The organism is Streptomyces sp. NPDC088732 (assembly GCF_044751205.1).
Taxonomy (GTDB): domain Bacteria; phylum Actinomycetota; class Actinomycetes; order Streptomycetales; family Streptomycetaceae; genus Actinacidiphila.
On record NZ_JBIVLI010000031.1, the window covers coordinates 1 to 15,447 of the forward strand.

Genomic DNA, 15,447 nt, shown 5'->3' on the forward strand with positions numbered 1-15,447 from the left:
ATCGAGGTCGGGACGTCCGCCTCGATCCGGTCCAGGACGAACGAGCCCGCCTTCTGCTGCGCCACGCTGGTGTTGATGCCCTGGAAGCTCGAGATCGAGATCGGGAACTTCGTACCGGCGGGGACCTGGAACGTCGCGTACTGCCAGTCGCTGCTCGCGGCCAGTCCGGTGCCGTAGATGCCGACGCTCTTGCCCGACGAGTCGGTGTAGTTCATGTACGTCAGGCCGTTGGGCACGCTGATGCTGGATTTGATGCGTACCCGCAGACGCAGCGGCTGGCCCTCCACGGGGATGCGCGTCGTGGTGCTGATGCCCACGTTGCGCATGGCGTTGAAGTCGATCCGCAGGCCCTCGGGGGCCTTCGAGAACGTCGTGGCCGCGGTGCTGTTGTTGCGCCAGCGGGCCAGCACGTCGTCGTCGAAGTCGTAGACCGTCTTGGTCTGCACACCGATGGTGATCGGCAGCTGGGCGGTCTGGCCGCCGGCCGAGATCTTCAGGATCGTGCTCGCGTTGGCCAGCGGGGTGATCCGCAGCTTGCCGTCGACGAACTTGATGTCGACCACGTCGTGGTCGTAGTCGAGCGAGAGGTCCTGCGGGTCGATCGGGGCCGTGTAGCCCTCGGCGTCGCGGCCGGTCACGGAGACGGTGGTCGCGTCGGCGGGGGTGGGGGAGGCGATCGACAGCAGCTGGGAGGAGGGCTCCACGCTCGCCAGCGGGCCGAGGACGGAGACCGTCGCGTGCCCCTGGACGTTGCCGGACTTCGCGTCGATGGTCACCGGGCCGTGTGCCTGGGGGCCCGTGACCGTGGCGCCGTCGACGGACGCCTCGCGTGCGGACCACTGCACGGAGGACGGGTCGACCGTCACCGGCGTCTGGTGGTTGTCGACGCCGACCGCGGTGAGCGTGCGGTGCAGGCCGGGGAAGACCTTCACCTCACCGTCGGCCGCGGTCTGGCCGGGCGCGGGCTTGACGAGCAGCTGGTTCAGCTTGCCGTCGCCCTTCGTCACGAACACGCCGACGCCGTTGGTGTTGCTGCGCTCCTGGCCGTCGGACGGGGTGTTGCGAATGGTCACGTGGTCCTCGCCGAGCGGGCGGGCGACCATCTCGCTGGAGCCGCCGCTGTCGAGGACGACCGCGGTCTGCACACCCAGTGCGGCCATGTCGTGGGCCATCTTGTCGAGCCCGACGCCGCCCTTGCCGGTGCCGCCGGGGCCGTTCCACTCGCCGAGCACGAGCGTGTGCCCGCCGTCCTTGAAACCGAAGGAGGTGCGCGGGGAGATCGAGGTGTCCAGGTTGGCGCGGGGCTTGCCGTTGGAGACGATGATGCCCTCGGCATTGCCGCCGTGGCCGAGCGCGAACTTCATGGTCTTGGCGACCGGGTCGGCCAGCTCCCAGTTGAGCTTCACCGGGTCACCGGGCTGCAGCGCGCGGATCGCGGCCGCCGAGGCGTCGCGTCCGACCAGGTAGAAGCCGTCGTCCGGGATCGTTCCCGAGCCCGCGGGACCGTTCGGAGTGACCTTGACAACCTTGTCATTCTGGACGAGGACCTCGGCGAGGTCGCTGTCCACGCCGATGAACGGGCGGTTGCGGCTGTAAGTGCCCCACGTGGAGGTGAACGCGACCATGCCGTCGGCCGGAACCGGGTGCGGCTCGGGGTCCGCGGCGTTGACCGACAGCAGCTTGTGGTCCGTGCCCGCGAAGGTCGCGGACGCGTTGACCATCGCGTTCACGAGCTGCGCGATGCCGTCCTTGCTGACGCCGACGTGCGGCTGCGCCTGGGCGGCCTCCGGGCCGCCGAGGTTGGAGGTCTTGAGCAGCTTCCCGTTCTGGATCTCGGCACCGTGCGCCGCGGTCGAGTTGCCCAGGTCGTAGAAGTCGCCGTTGACGCCCGCGACGGCACCCGCCTTGTCGGCGGCCACGGTGAGCGCTCCGCCGGACGCGACCGGTCCGGCGGTCAGCAGGTCCGTGTCGACCGCGCTGTTGGACAGGTCCACCGTCAGGAACCGCGCGTCGTACCAGCCCTTCTGGTCGAGCGCCTGCACGTGCTGCAGGTTGATCCCCGGGCCGATCTTCTCGGACGTGTTGATCAGCGGGATGCCGCCGGTGACGGGCGCGGGCACGGTGCTGTCCGCGTACGCCACGGCCGGTGCGGCCGCCAGCGCGGTCGCCGTGGCGAGCACCACGAGCAGAGACCTCGAGCGCCGTTGGTTCACGACCATCAATTTCATGGGAACCTCGCGTCGGAAGGGACACGGAGGCACGCCTCCGCTGCACCCATGTCGATCATGGGTACAGATCCGATTAGAGATTTTCAGTGCGGAATACACATGACGTCTTCGCGATCGCCCAATGAACCCTGGTTGTGGCCTTGTGTCTCCCGGGCCCCGGGTGACGTCCCCTCAGAAAGCGTGGTCATGCGGTGTGTGGCAGCCGGCGGGACGCAGCTACGCCGACGAGCCCAGATCGGCGGTGAACCAGCGCTGCGGCCTCATGCGGACCACGACATGATCGGCGAGTTCCGCCTCGGCCATGGCCACGAACCGCTCAAGCGCGTCACCCGAGAGGTACCGGGCGGCCATCTCGCGGTGCAGGGCGGTGGTGCCTTCCGTGATGTCGGCGACCGGTCCTTCGACCGACACGTACCGGGGCGTCGGCTCCGTCCGCTGGACCAGCAGGCTGAACCGGCCCGCCGCCCCGATCAGCTTCATCTTCGCGGAGCGCGCGCCGGTGAGGATCCACGGCAGCCGGCCGGGCTCATAGGCGTACCAGATCGGGATCACCAGCGGCCCGCGGTCGGCGCCGGCTGCGACGCCCAGCGCGGCGACGCGCGGTTCGGCCAGAAAACTCTCGCGTTCCTCACGTGACAGTTCCATGCCCCGACTGTAGGCCCGGCCACCGGGTGTTCGGGTGGGCAGCGCAAGTAAGTTCCGTCGGCAGTCGGCGGTCTTCCACCGTCTCGCGGAGCGTTCGGCCGCACCGCCGACGCCAATATCGTGGTACGAGCCCTCAGGAATCCGTCGCGGCCCGGTCGGACTCGCTGCGCAGGACGCAGAACTCATTGCCCTCGGGGTCGGCGAGGACGGCCCAGCCGGAGCCGTCGGGATTGCGGTGGTCGGCGACGAAGGCGGCGCCGATCGCCAGCAGGCGTTCCACCTCCTGGTCGCGCGAGGTCTCGGGACGCAGGCACAGATGGATCCGGTTCTTGATCCGCTTGGGCTCGGGCACCTGGTTGAAGTACAGCACCGGGCCCTCCGGCAGCAGGACCTGGGTCTCCCGATGGCCCGGTCCGTCCTCCGGATGCAGCGGACGGCCGGTCACCCTGCTCCAGAACAGAGCCAGTTCATAGGCGTCCGCACAGTCGATCGCCACGTTCTGCACCACCGAGACCATGTACGTCAGCCTTCCCGACTTCCGCTCCGGACGCCACCGGGTTCCGCTTGTCGCCCGCGTACACGGTGGGGGCGGGGCCGCGTCCGGCCCCGCCCCCACGGTGGTGCGGACTACTTCGTCAGCGGCGACAGCTTGGGGTCGTTGGCGTACGCCTCGGCCGCGTTCTCCTTGGTGACGATGATCGGCGGGAGCAGGTAGGCCGGAACCACCTTGGTGCCGTTGTTGTACGACTTCGTGTCGTTGATCTGCGGCTTCTCACCCTTCTGCAGCGACTGGACCATCTTGACGGTCTCCGCGACGAGCTTGCGGGTGTCCTTGTTGATGGTCGAGTACTGCACTCCGGCCATGATGGACTTGACCGACTCGACCTCGGAGTCCTGGCCGGTGACGACCGGGACCGGCTTGCCGGAGCCCTGCACCGAGGTGATGATCGCGCGGGCGAGGGTGTCGTTCGGGGACAGGACGCCGTCCAGCTTCTTGCCGCCGTTGTACGTCGACGTCAGCAGGGAGTCCATGCGCGACTGGGCGTTCTCCGCCTTCCAGCCCTGGATGGCGGTCTGCTTGATGTCGGTCTGGCCCGACCCGACAACGATGTCTTTCTTGTCGATCAGTGGCTTGAGGACGTCCATCGCGCCGTCGAAGAAGACCTTGGAGTTGTTGTCGTCCGGCGAGCCGGAGAAGAGCTCGATCGTCCAGGGGCCCTTCGGCTTCTTCGCCTTCATGCCGTCGATGAGGGCCTGGCCCTGCAACTGGCCGACCTTGAAGTTGTCGAACGCGATGTAGTAGTCGACGTCCGGGGTGTTCGTGATGAGCCGGTCGTAGGCGATGACGGTGGCCCCGGCCTGCCGGGCCTGCTCGACCTGGGTGGAGAGCTGCGAGGCGTCGGTCGCGCCGATGACGATCACCTTCGCGCCCTTGGTGACCATCGAGGAGATCTGCGCCTGCTGGTCCGCGACGGTGGTGGAGGCACCCGCGTACTGGACGTCGGCCTTGAAGCCCGCGTCCTTGAGGCCGTTGGTGAACAGGTCGCCGGCGAGCACCCAGTTCTCCGAGGTCTTCGAGGGGAGGGCGACACCGACGAGCGAGTCCTGCGCGAACCCCGCCGTGGCCTCACCACTGGCCTTGGCGGACGTGGAGCCCTCGCGGTCGTTGGAGCAGGCCGTGCCCAGGAACAGAAGCGTGGTGGCGCCGATCGCGGCGATACCTCTGGTGATGGTTGTACGCATGGTGGGATGAGCCTTTCCTGACGATGGGGGAAGAGTCGTGCACCCCGCGGATGCGGCACCTTGCTGTTGTGTCCGGTCGGTCATCCTGCGACCGAGGTCTTGTCGGGACCGGCGGCCGCCTTCGGCGACTGGGCGGCCGTGCTCGTGTCGCCGGAACGCGAGGGGCGCGTGAGCGTCCCGATGATGGAGAAGCGTCCCTGGCTCTTGCTGTAGACGTCGAAGGCGACGGCGAGGAGGAGCACCAGGCCCTTGATGATCTGGACCATGTCCGAGCCGACGCCCTCCAGTTGGAGGCCGTTGTTGAGCAGCGCCATCACGAGGCCGCCGACGATGGAGCCGCTGATGGTGCCGAGGCCTCCGGTGACCGCCGCGCCGCCGATGAAGACGGCCGCGATGGCGTCGAGTTCCCAGCTCAGACCGTCCTGCGGACCGGACGCCGCCGAGCGCGCCACGAAGATCATGCCGGCGAGCGCGGCCAGGACGGACATGTTGGTCATGACGAGGAAGTTGACCCGCCGCAGCTTCACGCCCGACAGTTCCGCCGCACGCGAATTGCCGCCGACGGCGTAGATGTGCCGGCCGCCGATCGTGTTGCGCGTGTAGTAGGAGTACGCGAGCACCAGGGCGATCAGGATGATGCCCGAGATGGGCAGGCTGGTGCCGATCCGGCCGCCGGCGAAGCGCAGCGTCGCGAAGATGACGATGGTGAGCATCACGGCGAGCCGTATCCCCGTCACCCACAGCGGAGCGGCGTCCGCGTGCATCGCGCGGCGGGTCTGCCGCGACCGCCACTCGCGCCACACCACACCCACGCAGGCGGCCAGGCCGAGGAGCAGCGTCAGGTTGTTGTAGCCGGTGTCCGGCCCGACCTCGGGCAGGAACCCGGCGCCGATGTCGCGGAAGCCCTCGGGGACCGGCACGGTGTCGGCGTTGCCGATGAACTGGTTGCCGCCGCGGAACAGGAGCATCCCGGCCAGGGTGACGATGAACGCCGGCACCCCCACATAGGCGACCCAGAAGCCCTGCCAGGCACCGATCGCCGCGCCGACGAGCAGGCCGAGCAGGATGCCCAGGGGCCAGGGGATCGAGTACTCCTGCATCGCCTTGGCGACGACGATCCCGGTGAAGGCCGCCACCGAGCCGACCGACAGGTCGATGTGCCCGGCGACGATCACCATCAGCATGCCGATGGCCAGGATCAGGATGTACGAGTACTGGCTGACCACGGCGATGAGATTGCCGGAGGTCAGCGTCAGCCCTCCCGTCCAGATCTGGAAGAGCAGCACGATCGCGACCAGCGTGGCGATCATGCCGAACTGGCGGGCGTTGGAGGTCGTGCCTCCGAAGAGGTTCTTCTGAAGGTCTGTGATACGGCTCATGGGCTCGGCGTCTTCTTCGTAGAGGTCATCTGTTTCATGAGGCGTTCCGGGTTCGCGTCACGGCGCGTCACCTCACCGGTGACGGCGCCTTCGAAGACGGTGTAGATGCGGTCGCACAGTCCGATGAGCTCGGGCAGCTCCGAGGAGATGACGATGACGCCCTTGCCCTGGCCGACGAGCCGCTGGATGATCCCGTAGATCTCGTACTTGGCACCCACGTCGATGCCCCGCGTGGGCTCGTCGAGGATCAGCAGGTCCGGGTCGGTGAACATCCACTTGGCCAGGACGACCTTCTGCTGGTTGCCGCCCGAGAGCTTCACGACCTCCTCGTCGACGCTGGGGGTCTTGATCCGCAGGCTCTGGCGGTACTCCTCGGCGACCCGGTGCTCGCGGACCGGGTCGACGACCTGGCGGCGGGCGACCTTGGAGAGCTTGGCCGCCACCATCGAGGTCTTGACGTCGTCCAGCAGGTTGAGGCCGATCGTCTTGCGGTCCTCGCTGACGTACGCCAGGCCGTGCCGGATGGCGTCCGACACCGACTTCAGATGGATCTGCCTGCCGTCCTTGAAGACCTGGCCGGACAGGAACGTGCCGTACGAACGGCCGAACAGGCTCATGGCCAGCTCGGTGCGCCCGGCGCCCATGAGCCCGGCGAAGCCGACGATCTCGCCGCGCCGCACGGTGAAGCTGGACCCCTTGCAGACGAGCCGTTCGTCGGAGGCCGGGTGCCGTACCGTCCAGTCGCGGACCTCGAAGAACACCTCGCCGATGTCGGGCGTGTGGTCGGGGAAGCGGCTGTCGAGCTCGCGGCCGACCATGCCGCGCACGATGCGGTCCTCGTTGACGCCGTCGGCCTGGACGTCCAGGCTCTCGATCGTCCGGCCGTCGCGCAGGATGGTGATGGTGTCGGCCACCGCCTCGATCTCGTTCAGCTTGTGGGAGATCATGATCGAGGTGATGCCCTGCTCACGGAACCCGCGCAGCAGGTCGAGCAGATGCCGGGAGTCCGTTTCGTTGAGCGCCGCGGTCGGCTCGTCGAGGATGAGCAGTTTCACGTCCTTGGCGAAGGCCTTGGCGATCTCGACCAGTTGCTGCTTGCCGACACCGATGTCCTTGACCAGCGTGTCCGGGTCCTCCCGCAGACCCACCTGCTGCATCAGCTCCAGGGCCCGGCGCTGCGCGGCCTTCCAGTCGATCCCGCCGCGCCGCCGCGGTTCGTTGCCGAGGAAGATGTTCTCGGTGATCGACATGCCGGGCACGAGCGCCAGTTCCTGGTGGATGATGACGATGCCGGCCTGCTCGCTGGCCCGGATGTCGGGGAACCGGACCGCCTCGCCCCGGTAGACGATCTCGCCCGCGTACGTCCCGTGCGGGTGCACCCCGCTGAGCACCTTCACCAAAGTGGACTTGCCGGCGCCGTTCTCGCCGCAGATGGCGTGGATCTCGCCTTCCCTCACCACCAGGTTGACGTCCTCCAGGGCCGTCACGCCGGGGAACGTCTTGGTGATGGAACGCATCTCCAGCAGGATCCGGTCCGTGATCATGCGCGGAGCTCCGTACGGCGGGCACCGTCACGGTCGCGTGGCTCCGCCGCGCCTGGGACACGACGTTTCGTGGACATCAGGTTGCCTCCGATGACACTGCGCTGTGCCTTCACTTCCAGCCGGTTACGGCTGGGCACGGACTTTAAATCCATTTGTTTTACTAAGTCAACGCCCCGTACCACTACGATTGTTGCGGCTCTTCGAGAGAGGAACTCGTGTGCGGCAGGCAGGGACAAACCTTCCCAAGGTCGGACGCTACAACCGAGCGGTGGTCCTGGATCAGATCCAACTCGCCGACGGCATCAGCCGGGTGGAGATCGCCCAGCGGACCGGGCTCACCCCGCAGACCGTCTCGGGCATCGTGCGCCGCCTGCTCGACGAGCAGATCGTGCGCGAGGACGGCGCCAGCCGGGTCGCCGGCGGCGGCAAACCGCGGACCACGCTGCGGGTCAACGCCGATGCCGGCAGCGCGGTCGGGCTGGTGCTCGACCCGCTCGAACTCACCTGCTCCGTCGTCGACCTGCTCGGCCGGCCGCTGGTGGTCAAACGGCGCCCCACCCCGCCCGGCACCGATCCGTCGCACGTGGTGGCGGCCATGGCCGAACTGGTCGCCGACGTGCTCGCGAAGGCGGGGGTGCCGCGTGACAAGGTCCTCGGGCTCGGCCTGGTCACCCCCGGGCCCATCGACCAGCAGTCCGGCGTGATCGTCGCCCCGCCGCAGCTCGCGCACTGGACCCGGGTGCCCCTTCAGCAGATGCTCGGCGACGCCACCGGCCTGCCGGTGACGCTCGACAACGACGCCACCGCCGCGGCCGTCGGCGAGCGCTGGGCCGGCCGGGCCAAGGGCGTCGCCAACGTCGCCTACCTCTTCTTCGGCACCGGCATCGGCGGCGGACTGATCCTCAACCACCAGGTGTACCGGGGCGGTTCGCGCAACGCGGGCGAGTTCGGGCACTCCACCGTCCTGTCGGACGGCCCCGAGTGCTACTGCGGCAACCGGGGCTGCCTGGAACGTCTGGTGAACCCGTCGGCGATCGTCGCGGAGACGCACCGAAGACTCGCCGCACGGTCCGGAACCGGCGGCAGCGCGCTGGCGCGCTTGTTCGACCAGGACCCGGCCCAGGTGGACCACGCCGCGATCCAGCGCGCGGCGGGAGCCGGCGACCCCGTCGCGACCGCCGTCGTCGACGAGGCCGCGCGGCACGTCGCCTCGGTCGCCGTGAGCATCGCCAACTTCATCGACGTCGACCTCATCATCCTCGGCGGCCAGGGCATCCAGCACGTGGAGTCGCGCTACGTCGAGGCCGTTGCCTCCGTCCTGGCCGCTCGGCCGCTCGCCCGGCACATCCGCGTCGTGGAGGTCGCCGCCTCCGCACTGGGCACGGACGCCGCCGTCGTCGGCAGCGCCGCGCTGGTCCTGCACGCGGCGTACTCACCGCAACTGTCGGAGCTCGTCTCAGCGTGACGGCGGCCTGGCTGTGCCGCCGCGCGTGCATCGGCGGTCGGTTCACGTCGGGGACGGTCGGATTGTGTCGGAGACGCGCTTTCGGAGCGAGACGATCACCAGTGCGGCTACTCTCTTGCGCCAGACCGGCCACCGGCGCCGGTCGCACACGGCTGACGCAGGAGCGCTGACATGCCCGAGACCCGACTCAAGTGCCGCAGTGCCGCCTCCGCCGCGGCCGTCGTCGCCGCGAGCGCCGCTCCCGGCGACCCCCGGCACACCGTCCGGCAGGACGGCCGCCACGTCGTCATCGGCTACGAGGACAAGTGGTGGCCCCTGGACGTCGCCGAGTGGGCCGCACTCGAAGGACACGCCCGAGACAAGGCCGTGGTGCGCATCATGACCTCCCTGTGACGGGCGCGCGCCGCACGGCTACTCCTGGGCTGCGCGCCATGTGCGCGTGAGCAGGTCGGCGGCTCGTTCGGCGACAGCGATCGTCGTGGCCTGGGTATTGGCCCGTGGGACGGTGGGCATCACCGAGGCATCGGCGACGGACAGTTCGTTCGCGCCCATGCGCGCGGTACCGGTCAGGTGCCAGTACGGGTCGGCGTTGCGGGTGGCGAACTCCAGCAGCGCGCGGTCGTCCGCCCATTCCTCCGGAGCGGGCCGGGCACAAGGGCCCAGCAGGGCCCGCATCGCGGGCGTCTCGAAGATGTCCTTGAGCCGGCGCAGGCCCGCGACCAGGGCGTGCCGGTCGGCCGGCTCCCGCAGGCAGCCGGGGTCGATCGAGGGCGGGACATCGGGATCGCTCGTGGTCACGTGCACGGTCCCACGGCTCTCGGGAGCGAGCAGCGCGACATTCCCGACCACGCCGGGGCCTTCGTCGCGGGACGGGGCAGACCCGGCCGCGCAATCTGTTCGGTCTCCGGTATGTGCGACACTGCCGCGGGATCCGGCCGGACTCCCGTGCGGGAGAGGCGACAGCTTCCCGCTATTGTCGCCCGTTCGGGCGGAGCGACATGTTCCGTAATGTACCTTCCAATCGCCGGGGGCCCGAAAGCCTTCACTGAACGAAAGTGTGGTGCTGTCCCGTGGTGACGTCGGGGCCTACCGGGACGGCGACAGTCCGCGGACTTGCTCTGCCCGCACTCCTGATGTCTCTCATCGATTGCGACCTGTGGCGCAGCCCAGGCGATGCCGTGCTGGCAAAGGCCGTTCCGTGGTTCGAGGATTCGCTGGCCGTCGTGAGCAACCCTGAGCAGATGACGTACGCGTCCCAATTCCTGGACCTGCTCGCCGACGATCCGCACTCCGACTACTTCAGCGTGGGGCGCGGAATCCATGCGTCCGCCCCGCTCGAACTGCCGTGGCTCGACGCCGACCAGGCGGTGCTGATCGCCATCACCCGCAATCCCGGCGACGACGGCGCCTTGGCGCTCGACTACCGTACCGACCACTCGAACCCGCGCGTCGTCGGCAGTGACTTCTGGACGAATCCTGATCGGTGCCAATGGCGGGTCGTCGCACCTGCCTTCTCCGACTTCGTGACGAGCGTCGGCCTGTAGAACAAGCCCTCGTACCACGATCGTGTCAGGCTTCGAAGTCCTCGGCCAATTCGTCCCAGGGAAGGCGCAGGAGTTGCGGGTGCGCGTTCTTGCCGGAGGGGATTTCCGTGGTGTCCTGGAACCAGACGACCGTGAGGGCGGACGAGTACCAGCCGTTGTCGTGGGCGGGGTCGATCTCGCTCGAGTCGAAGGCGCCGATGCAGACGACGGCGGGAAGCCGTTCGAGCGGGTGCCTCAGATGCACGGGCGTGTCGGGGTAGGTGCGTTCGGGGGTGATCAGATGGACGGGACGCCCCGGACACGCCTCCTTGGCCACACGCAGGCGGCTGCTGACGATGAAGTCGTTGACATGCTGCGACGGTTGGCCCTCCAGCAGGCCGTCGTAGGTTGCGGAGATCCGCAGCTCGGAGAGGTCGATCGACCGGCCGGACGACAGGATGAGGCGGCTCAGGGGCATGCCCGAACCCTAGCCGCGGACACTGGTTTTGACGCTCCGTAAGGTACCGCCCCTGCCCGGCGGGAAGCACCGGACAGGGACCCGTGATGCGTCACACCGCGGCGGCGAGACGGCGGCGCAGTTCCTCCTCCGAGACGTCCTCGACGTGGGTGAGGAAGACCCAGATGTGCCCCGAGGGGTCCTGGAGGACGACGGTGCGGTCGCCGTGGAACATGTCCGTCGGCGGCTGGAGGATCACGGCACCGGCGGCTTCGGCGCGTTCCGCGAGGCTGTCGACGTCCGTTACGAAGACGTGCAGCGTGACCGTCGTTGCCCCGTTGAGGGCGGTCGGTGCGGTGAAGGAGGCACCCTCCGCCTCCTCCGTACTGGCATCCCCCAGCATCAGTACCGACCGACCGATGCTGATCTCGGCGTGCAGGATCCCGCCGCCCGGGGCGTCGACCCGGACGTCCTCACGGGCGCCGAACGCCCGCTGGTAGAAGTCGACGGCCGCGGCGGCGTCGTCGACCATGATGTGCGGGATCACGGCGTAGCGGTAGCGGTCGGGGATCTCATTGCCGTCTGAGCGCTCGGTCACAAAGGACCTTCCTGGAAGACAGCGCAGGCCGGTTCCTGCGGCTGTCGAAGCAGGCTAAAAACTCGAGTCCGGTTGAGGTCAACCGTCGCCCGGGGCACGCTAGGACGCAGCTCGGTGCGTCGCCAGTCGAACCCGTCCCACGCCGTCCCGCTCATGTCCGTACTCCCACGGGCTGCTCGATCCAGCCGTCGTCCACGGAGAGGTCGCTGTCGTGGAGCACGAACTCCCGCTCCACGCCCAGCACCACCGCCCCGTCCAGCTCCGTCAGCAGCCGCTCCAGGGCCCGCCCCGCCCCGTCGGCGCCCACGTCGCGGCACCGCTGCGTCACGAACCGCTCGTGCCGTGCGCCGGCCCGCACCCGCAGGGCGTTCCACGACAGGTGGGCGCCGTGCGGCACCACCCGGGCCGCGAGTGCGGCCAGGTCTGTGTCCGCGTCGAGCAGCAGCTTCACGTGGTGCTCAAAGTACCGTTCGTCGTCCCCGTCGAGCAGCGCCGGCACCTCCGCGGCCCATGGCGCGGACTCGGTCTTCACCCGCACCGGCGCGAAACCGTCCGCGCGAAGGCCCGCTACGACGTCCCGCGCGTGCGCGGCCTGTTCGGCGTAGGACGGGGAACCGGACAGCGTGAGCATGGGCTGCTCGCGCATCCTGCCGCGTGCCAGCACGATGTGCGTCAGCTTCAGATCACGCGATGCCGCCCATCGCCCGAGCCGCCCCCACTCGCCGGGGCCGGAGCAGCGCACTGTCACATGGGATTCGTACAAGGATGCGGACACCCGCGGATCCTGCCAGACCACGGCGCCCGTTGCACCTGCGGCACCCGTGTCTCCCCGTGGAACACGGCGGAACGCAATGGAACGCCGCAGGGGGAGAGACGAGTTCGACCTTTCCTGGGAGACACGGCGTGGGTATCTCGCGAAGAAGGCTACTGACGACGACCGGAGTGGGCGTGGTGGCGGCGGCCATCGACGCCGGCGGCTTCCGTGCCGCCGCCGAGGCCGCCACCTCGGTACGCGGCCGCAAGGCGGCCGCCGCCACCGCATCGGACGCGCGGGCGGTCACCACCTGGGACCAGACGGTGCAGCGGGCGAGCTACGCGCCGGGCACGGGCTACCAGCGGCTGGTCGCCGGCCCCGGGGAGCCGCACACCATCCGCACCGACCTCTGGTACCGCTTCGGCCCCCCGACCATGGCACTGGCCGCGTTCGCCCAGCTGACCGATCTGCACATCGTGGACGACCAGTCTCCGGCCCGCCTGGAGTTCATGGACCGCTACGCCGACGACGGCGCCCCGCACTACGCCTCGTACCCCACCGACTCGGCCTACCGGGGCCATGAGTTCCTGTCGACGCAGGTCGTGGACGCCATGTGCCAGGCCGTCGCGGCCGTCGGCAAGGGCCCGCGGAGCAAGAAGCCGCTGCAGTTCACCATCGTCACCGGCGACGCGATCGACAACTGCCAGCACAACGAGAACCGCTGGTACATCGACCTCCTCGACGGCGGCCAGACCATCGTGCCGGACTCCGGCCAGACCGGCCTGGACCAGAGCTTCTCCAGCGGCGCCCTGACCGGCGGCGGCCCGGCGGACAACCACTACTACTACCCGTCCGTGCCGCCGGCGCAGGTGCCGGGCAACCAGTACACCGGCACCTCCGGCCTCGGATTCCCCTACGTCCCGGGGCTGCTCGACGCGAGCGGCGTGGTCGGAGCGGCCCGCAGGCCGTTCGTCTCCCACGGCCTCGGCATGCCCTGGTACGCCGCGTACGGCAACCACGACGGCCTGTGGCAGGGCAACGAGCCCATCGACAACAACCTCGTCGACGTGCGGGGCATGACGGTCGGCTCGTCCAAGACCACCGGCACCTCCGCGGACCTGCCGGACGACTACGACGACCTCGGCACCTTCGGCAAGCTGATGGTCGCCTGGGACCTGGAGGGCACCCGGGTCGTCCCGGACCCCAACCGGCGGCTGCTGACCCGCAAGGCCTTCATCCAGGACCACTTCAACACCGCCGGCCTGCCGGTCGGCCACGGCTTCCAGGGCGTCGGCATCGACAAGGCCTACTACGCGATCCCTTCCGGCTCCGGCGACCTGATCCGCTACATCACCCTCGACTCCACCAACACCAACACCAACACCGACGGCTTCGGCTCCGGTGCCGCGGGCGGCTCGATCGACACCGACCAGCTCGACTGGCTGGAGCAGCAGCTGCGAGCCAACAGCTCGCGCTACATCGACACCAGGAACCGCATCGTCACGCAGACCGGTGTGCAGGACAAGATGTACGTCCTGTTCTGCCACCACACGCTGAACACCATGGACAACCTCGACGACGGCATCTTCGGCGGCATCTTCGGGGACCGGCACACCGGCGACGAGCTGAAGGCGCTGCTGCTGCGCTACCCGAACGTCATCGCCCTGGTCAACGGGCACACCCACGCCAACAAGATCGTCCCGCACCCCACGCCCGCGGGCAGCCCGATCTCCGGCGGCTTCTGGGAGATCTCCACGGCCTCCCACATCGACTGGCCGATCCAGAGCCGCATCATCGAGATCATGGCCAGCCCCGACGCGCAGAACGCGGGGGAGTTCGGCTCGGCCGCCGGGCCCGCCACCATCTCGATCTTCACCACCATGGTCGACCCCGCCGCGCCCCTGTCCTTCGGCGGCGACACCAGCACCCCCGCACAACTGGCCTCCCTGGCACGGGAGCTGGCCACCAACGACCCGCAGGAGGTGAGCCACGGCATCACCCGGCGCATGGGCGTCAACCAGGACCGCAACACGCAACTGCTCCTGCCGGCCCCCTTCCCGCTGCACGCCCCGCACCCGCTGGGCTCCCCGATCGCCGCGGCACGCAACAAGGACGGGCGTCTGGAACTGTTCGGCACGGACGCCCAGGGCAACCTCTGGAACACCAGCCAGGCGACCGCCGCCGGCGACCTGCAGCCGTGGACGAAGCTCGCGAGCGGACCGGGGTGGCAGTCCGTCACCGCCTCCGGCCACCAGGACGGCCGGGTCGAGGTGTTCGCCATCGACCAGAACGGATCCGTCAGCCGCCGCGCGCAGACCAGCGCGGGCAGCGGCGCCTACACCGCCCCCCAGCAGTTCGACGCCGCGTTCACCTCGGCGACCGCCGTCCAGGACCAGTGGGGCGGCATGCAGGTCTACGCGACCCGCGGCGACAACACCATCCGCCACCGCTGGCAGGACTTCCTGAACGACGACACCCCCTCCAACGGCTGGTTCACCCCGTGGACCCAGCTCGGCGGCACCGCCATCCAGCTCGCCGTCGAGACCGGCGCCGACGGCCGCGCCGTGCTGATCGCCATCAAGGAGGACGGTCTGCTCATCCAGCGCAAGATGAACATCGCCAACGCCCAGACGGAGAGCGAGTGGGGCGGGGTCTTCCCGCTCGACGGCATCCTCGACTCCGTCGACATGGCCCGCAACCTCGACGGACGCCTGGTGATCGTCGGCACCAACCCCGACGGGCAGCTCTGGCACCGGTTCGAGACTGCGCCCGGCAGCGGTACGTGGCAGCCCTGGGCCCTGGTCCCGACGCAGCTCGGCACCACCACGCTGCGGATGCGGCACGTCTGCGCAGAACGCAGCGGACCGGGGCGGATCGAGATGTTCGCCGTCGACGACACGGGCATGCTGTACCGCAGCAGGCAGAGCGACCCCAACAGCACGACCTGGTCGCCCTGGGAGTCCTGCCAGTTCACGCTGCGCCCCACCCACACCCTCACCGGCCTGTGACGGGCCCGTCCCGTCCTGCTGTCTGAACCCAGGGGTGCCGGCCCCCGCCCAGCGGCGGGGGCCGGAGTCAGGACCCGTGCGTCAGCCGCGACGGGGCCGGCGA

General features: G+C 69.2%; 14 protein-coding genes. 4 read left to right on the forward strand and 10 right to left on the reverse strand.

Translation table 11 applies throughout. The features are described 5' to 3' along the window. The 6 genes from ACIP9H_RS36940 to mmsA form a co-directional block, all read right to left on the reverse strand. A partial coding sequence (locus tag ACIP9H_RS36940; RefSeq protein WP_401963381.1) for a phosphodiester glycosidase family protein occupies positions 1-2,213 on the reverse strand: 2,213 nt, incomplete at its 3' end. Between the two features lie 231 nt (positions 2,214-2,444). Next, positions 2,445-2,873 (reverse strand): pyridoxamine 5'-phosphate oxidase family protein, encoded by a 429-nt coding sequence (locus ACIP9H_RS36945; RefSeq protein ID WP_401590840.1) that lies wholly within the window; start codon positions 2,871-2,873, stop codon positions 2,445-2,447. A gap of 133 nt (positions 2,874-3,006) precedes the next feature. Beyond that, positions 3,007-3,390 carry a VOC family protein gene (locus tag ACIP9H_RS36950; RefSeq protein ID WP_401590843.1) on the reverse strand — a complete coding sequence of 128 codons (384 nt, stop codon included), beginning with the start codon at positions 3,388-3,390 and terminating at the stop codon, positions 3,007-3,009. A gap of 110 nt (positions 3,391-3,500) precedes the next feature. Beyond that, on the reverse strand, positions 3,501-4,616 hold the full coding sequence (locus ACIP9H_RS36955) for a substrate-binding domain-containing protein (protein WP_401590845.1): 1,116 nt from the start codon (positions 4,614-4,616) through the stop codon (positions 3,501-3,503). An 80-nt stretch (positions 4,617-4,696) separates the two neighbouring features. Then, positions 4,697-5,995 carry a multiple monosaccharide ABC transporter permease gene (mmsB, locus tag ACIP9H_RS36960; protein WP_401590848.1) on the reverse strand — a complete coding sequence of 433 codons (1,299 nt, stop codon included), beginning with the start codon at positions 5,993-5,995 and terminating at the stop codon, positions 4,697-4,699. Continuing rightward, positions 5,992-7,539 (reverse strand): multiple monosaccharide ABC transporter ATP-binding protein, encoded by a 1,548-nt coding sequence (mmsA, locus tag ACIP9H_RS36965; protein ID WP_401590851.1) that lies wholly within the window; start codon positions 7,537-7,539, stop codon positions 5,992-5,994. The genes mmsB and mmsA overlap by 4 nt, the downstream gene beginning before the upstream one ends. A gap of 268 nt (positions 7,540-7,807) precedes the next feature. Between mmsA and ACIP9H_RS36970 the strand changes: the two genes are divergently transcribed. Together ACIP9H_RS36970 and ACIP9H_RS36975 are read left to right on the forward strand one after the other, a co-directional pair. After that, positions 7,808-9,004, forward strand: a complete 1,197-nt coding sequence (locus ACIP9H_RS36970) for an ROK family transcriptional regulator (protein ID WP_401590854.1) — start codon at positions 7,808-7,810, stop codon at positions 9,002-9,004. Positions 9,005-9,175: 171 nt separating this feature from the next. Then, positions 9,176-9,397, forward strand: a complete 222-nt coding sequence (locus ACIP9H_RS36975; RefSeq protein WP_360908072.1) for a hypothetical protein — start codon at positions 9,176-9,178, stop codon at positions 9,395-9,397. Positions 9,398-9,415: 18 nt separating this feature from the next. Here the strand turns inward: ACIP9H_RS36975 and ACIP9H_RS36980 are convergent, their stop codons facing one another. Beyond that, positions 9,416-9,853 (reverse strand): GMC oxidoreductase, encoded by a 438-nt coding sequence (locus ACIP9H_RS36980; RefSeq protein WP_401590858.1) that lies wholly within the window; start codon positions 9,851-9,853, stop codon positions 9,416-9,418. A 284-nt stretch (positions 9,854-10,137) separates the two neighbouring features. Between ACIP9H_RS36980 and ACIP9H_RS36985 the strand changes: the two genes are divergently transcribed. Beyond that, a complete protein-coding gene (locus ACIP9H_RS36985) occupies positions 10,138-10,548 on the forward strand; it encodes a hypothetical protein (protein ID WP_401590861.1) in 411 nt (136 codons plus the stop codon). Between the two features lie 25 nt (positions 10,549-10,573). On the opposite strand, the gene ACIP9H_RS36990 is transcribed toward ACIP9H_RS36985, so the two are convergent. The 3 genes from ACIP9H_RS36990 to ACIP9H_RS37000 all read right to left on the reverse strand — a co-directional run bounded on the left by ACIP9H_RS36990 (position 10,574) and on the right by ACIP9H_RS37000 (position 12,357). Continuing rightward, entirely contained in the window at positions 10,574-11,005 is a 432-nt protein-coding gene (locus ACIP9H_RS36990) for a hypothetical protein (protein WP_401590863.1), read from the reverse strand. A 91-nt stretch (positions 11,006-11,096) separates the two neighbouring features. Next, the gene (locus tag ACIP9H_RS36995) at positions 11,097-11,582 is read right to left on the reverse strand and encodes a VOC family protein (protein ID WP_401590866.1); all 486 of its coding nucleotides are present in this window, start codon (positions 11,580-11,582) and stop codon (positions 11,097-11,099) included. Positions 11,583-11,733: 151 nt separating this feature from the next. Further along, positions 11,734-12,357, reverse strand: a complete 624-nt coding sequence (locus ACIP9H_RS37000; RefSeq protein ID WP_401590868.1) for a hypothetical protein — start codon at positions 12,355-12,357, stop codon at positions 11,734-11,736. 128 nt (positions 12,358-12,485) lie between these two features. Here ACIP9H_RS37000 and ACIP9H_RS37005 point away from each other — a divergent pair, with 128 nt between their 5' ends. Further along, positions 12,486-15,344: a TIGR03767 family metallophosphoesterase gene (locus ACIP9H_RS37005; RefSeq protein ID WP_401963384.1), complete on the forward strand. Its 2,859-nt coding sequence runs from the start codon at positions 12,486-12,488 to the stop codon at positions 15,342-15,344. The last annotated feature ends 103 nt before the right edge of the window (positions 15,345-15,447 follow it).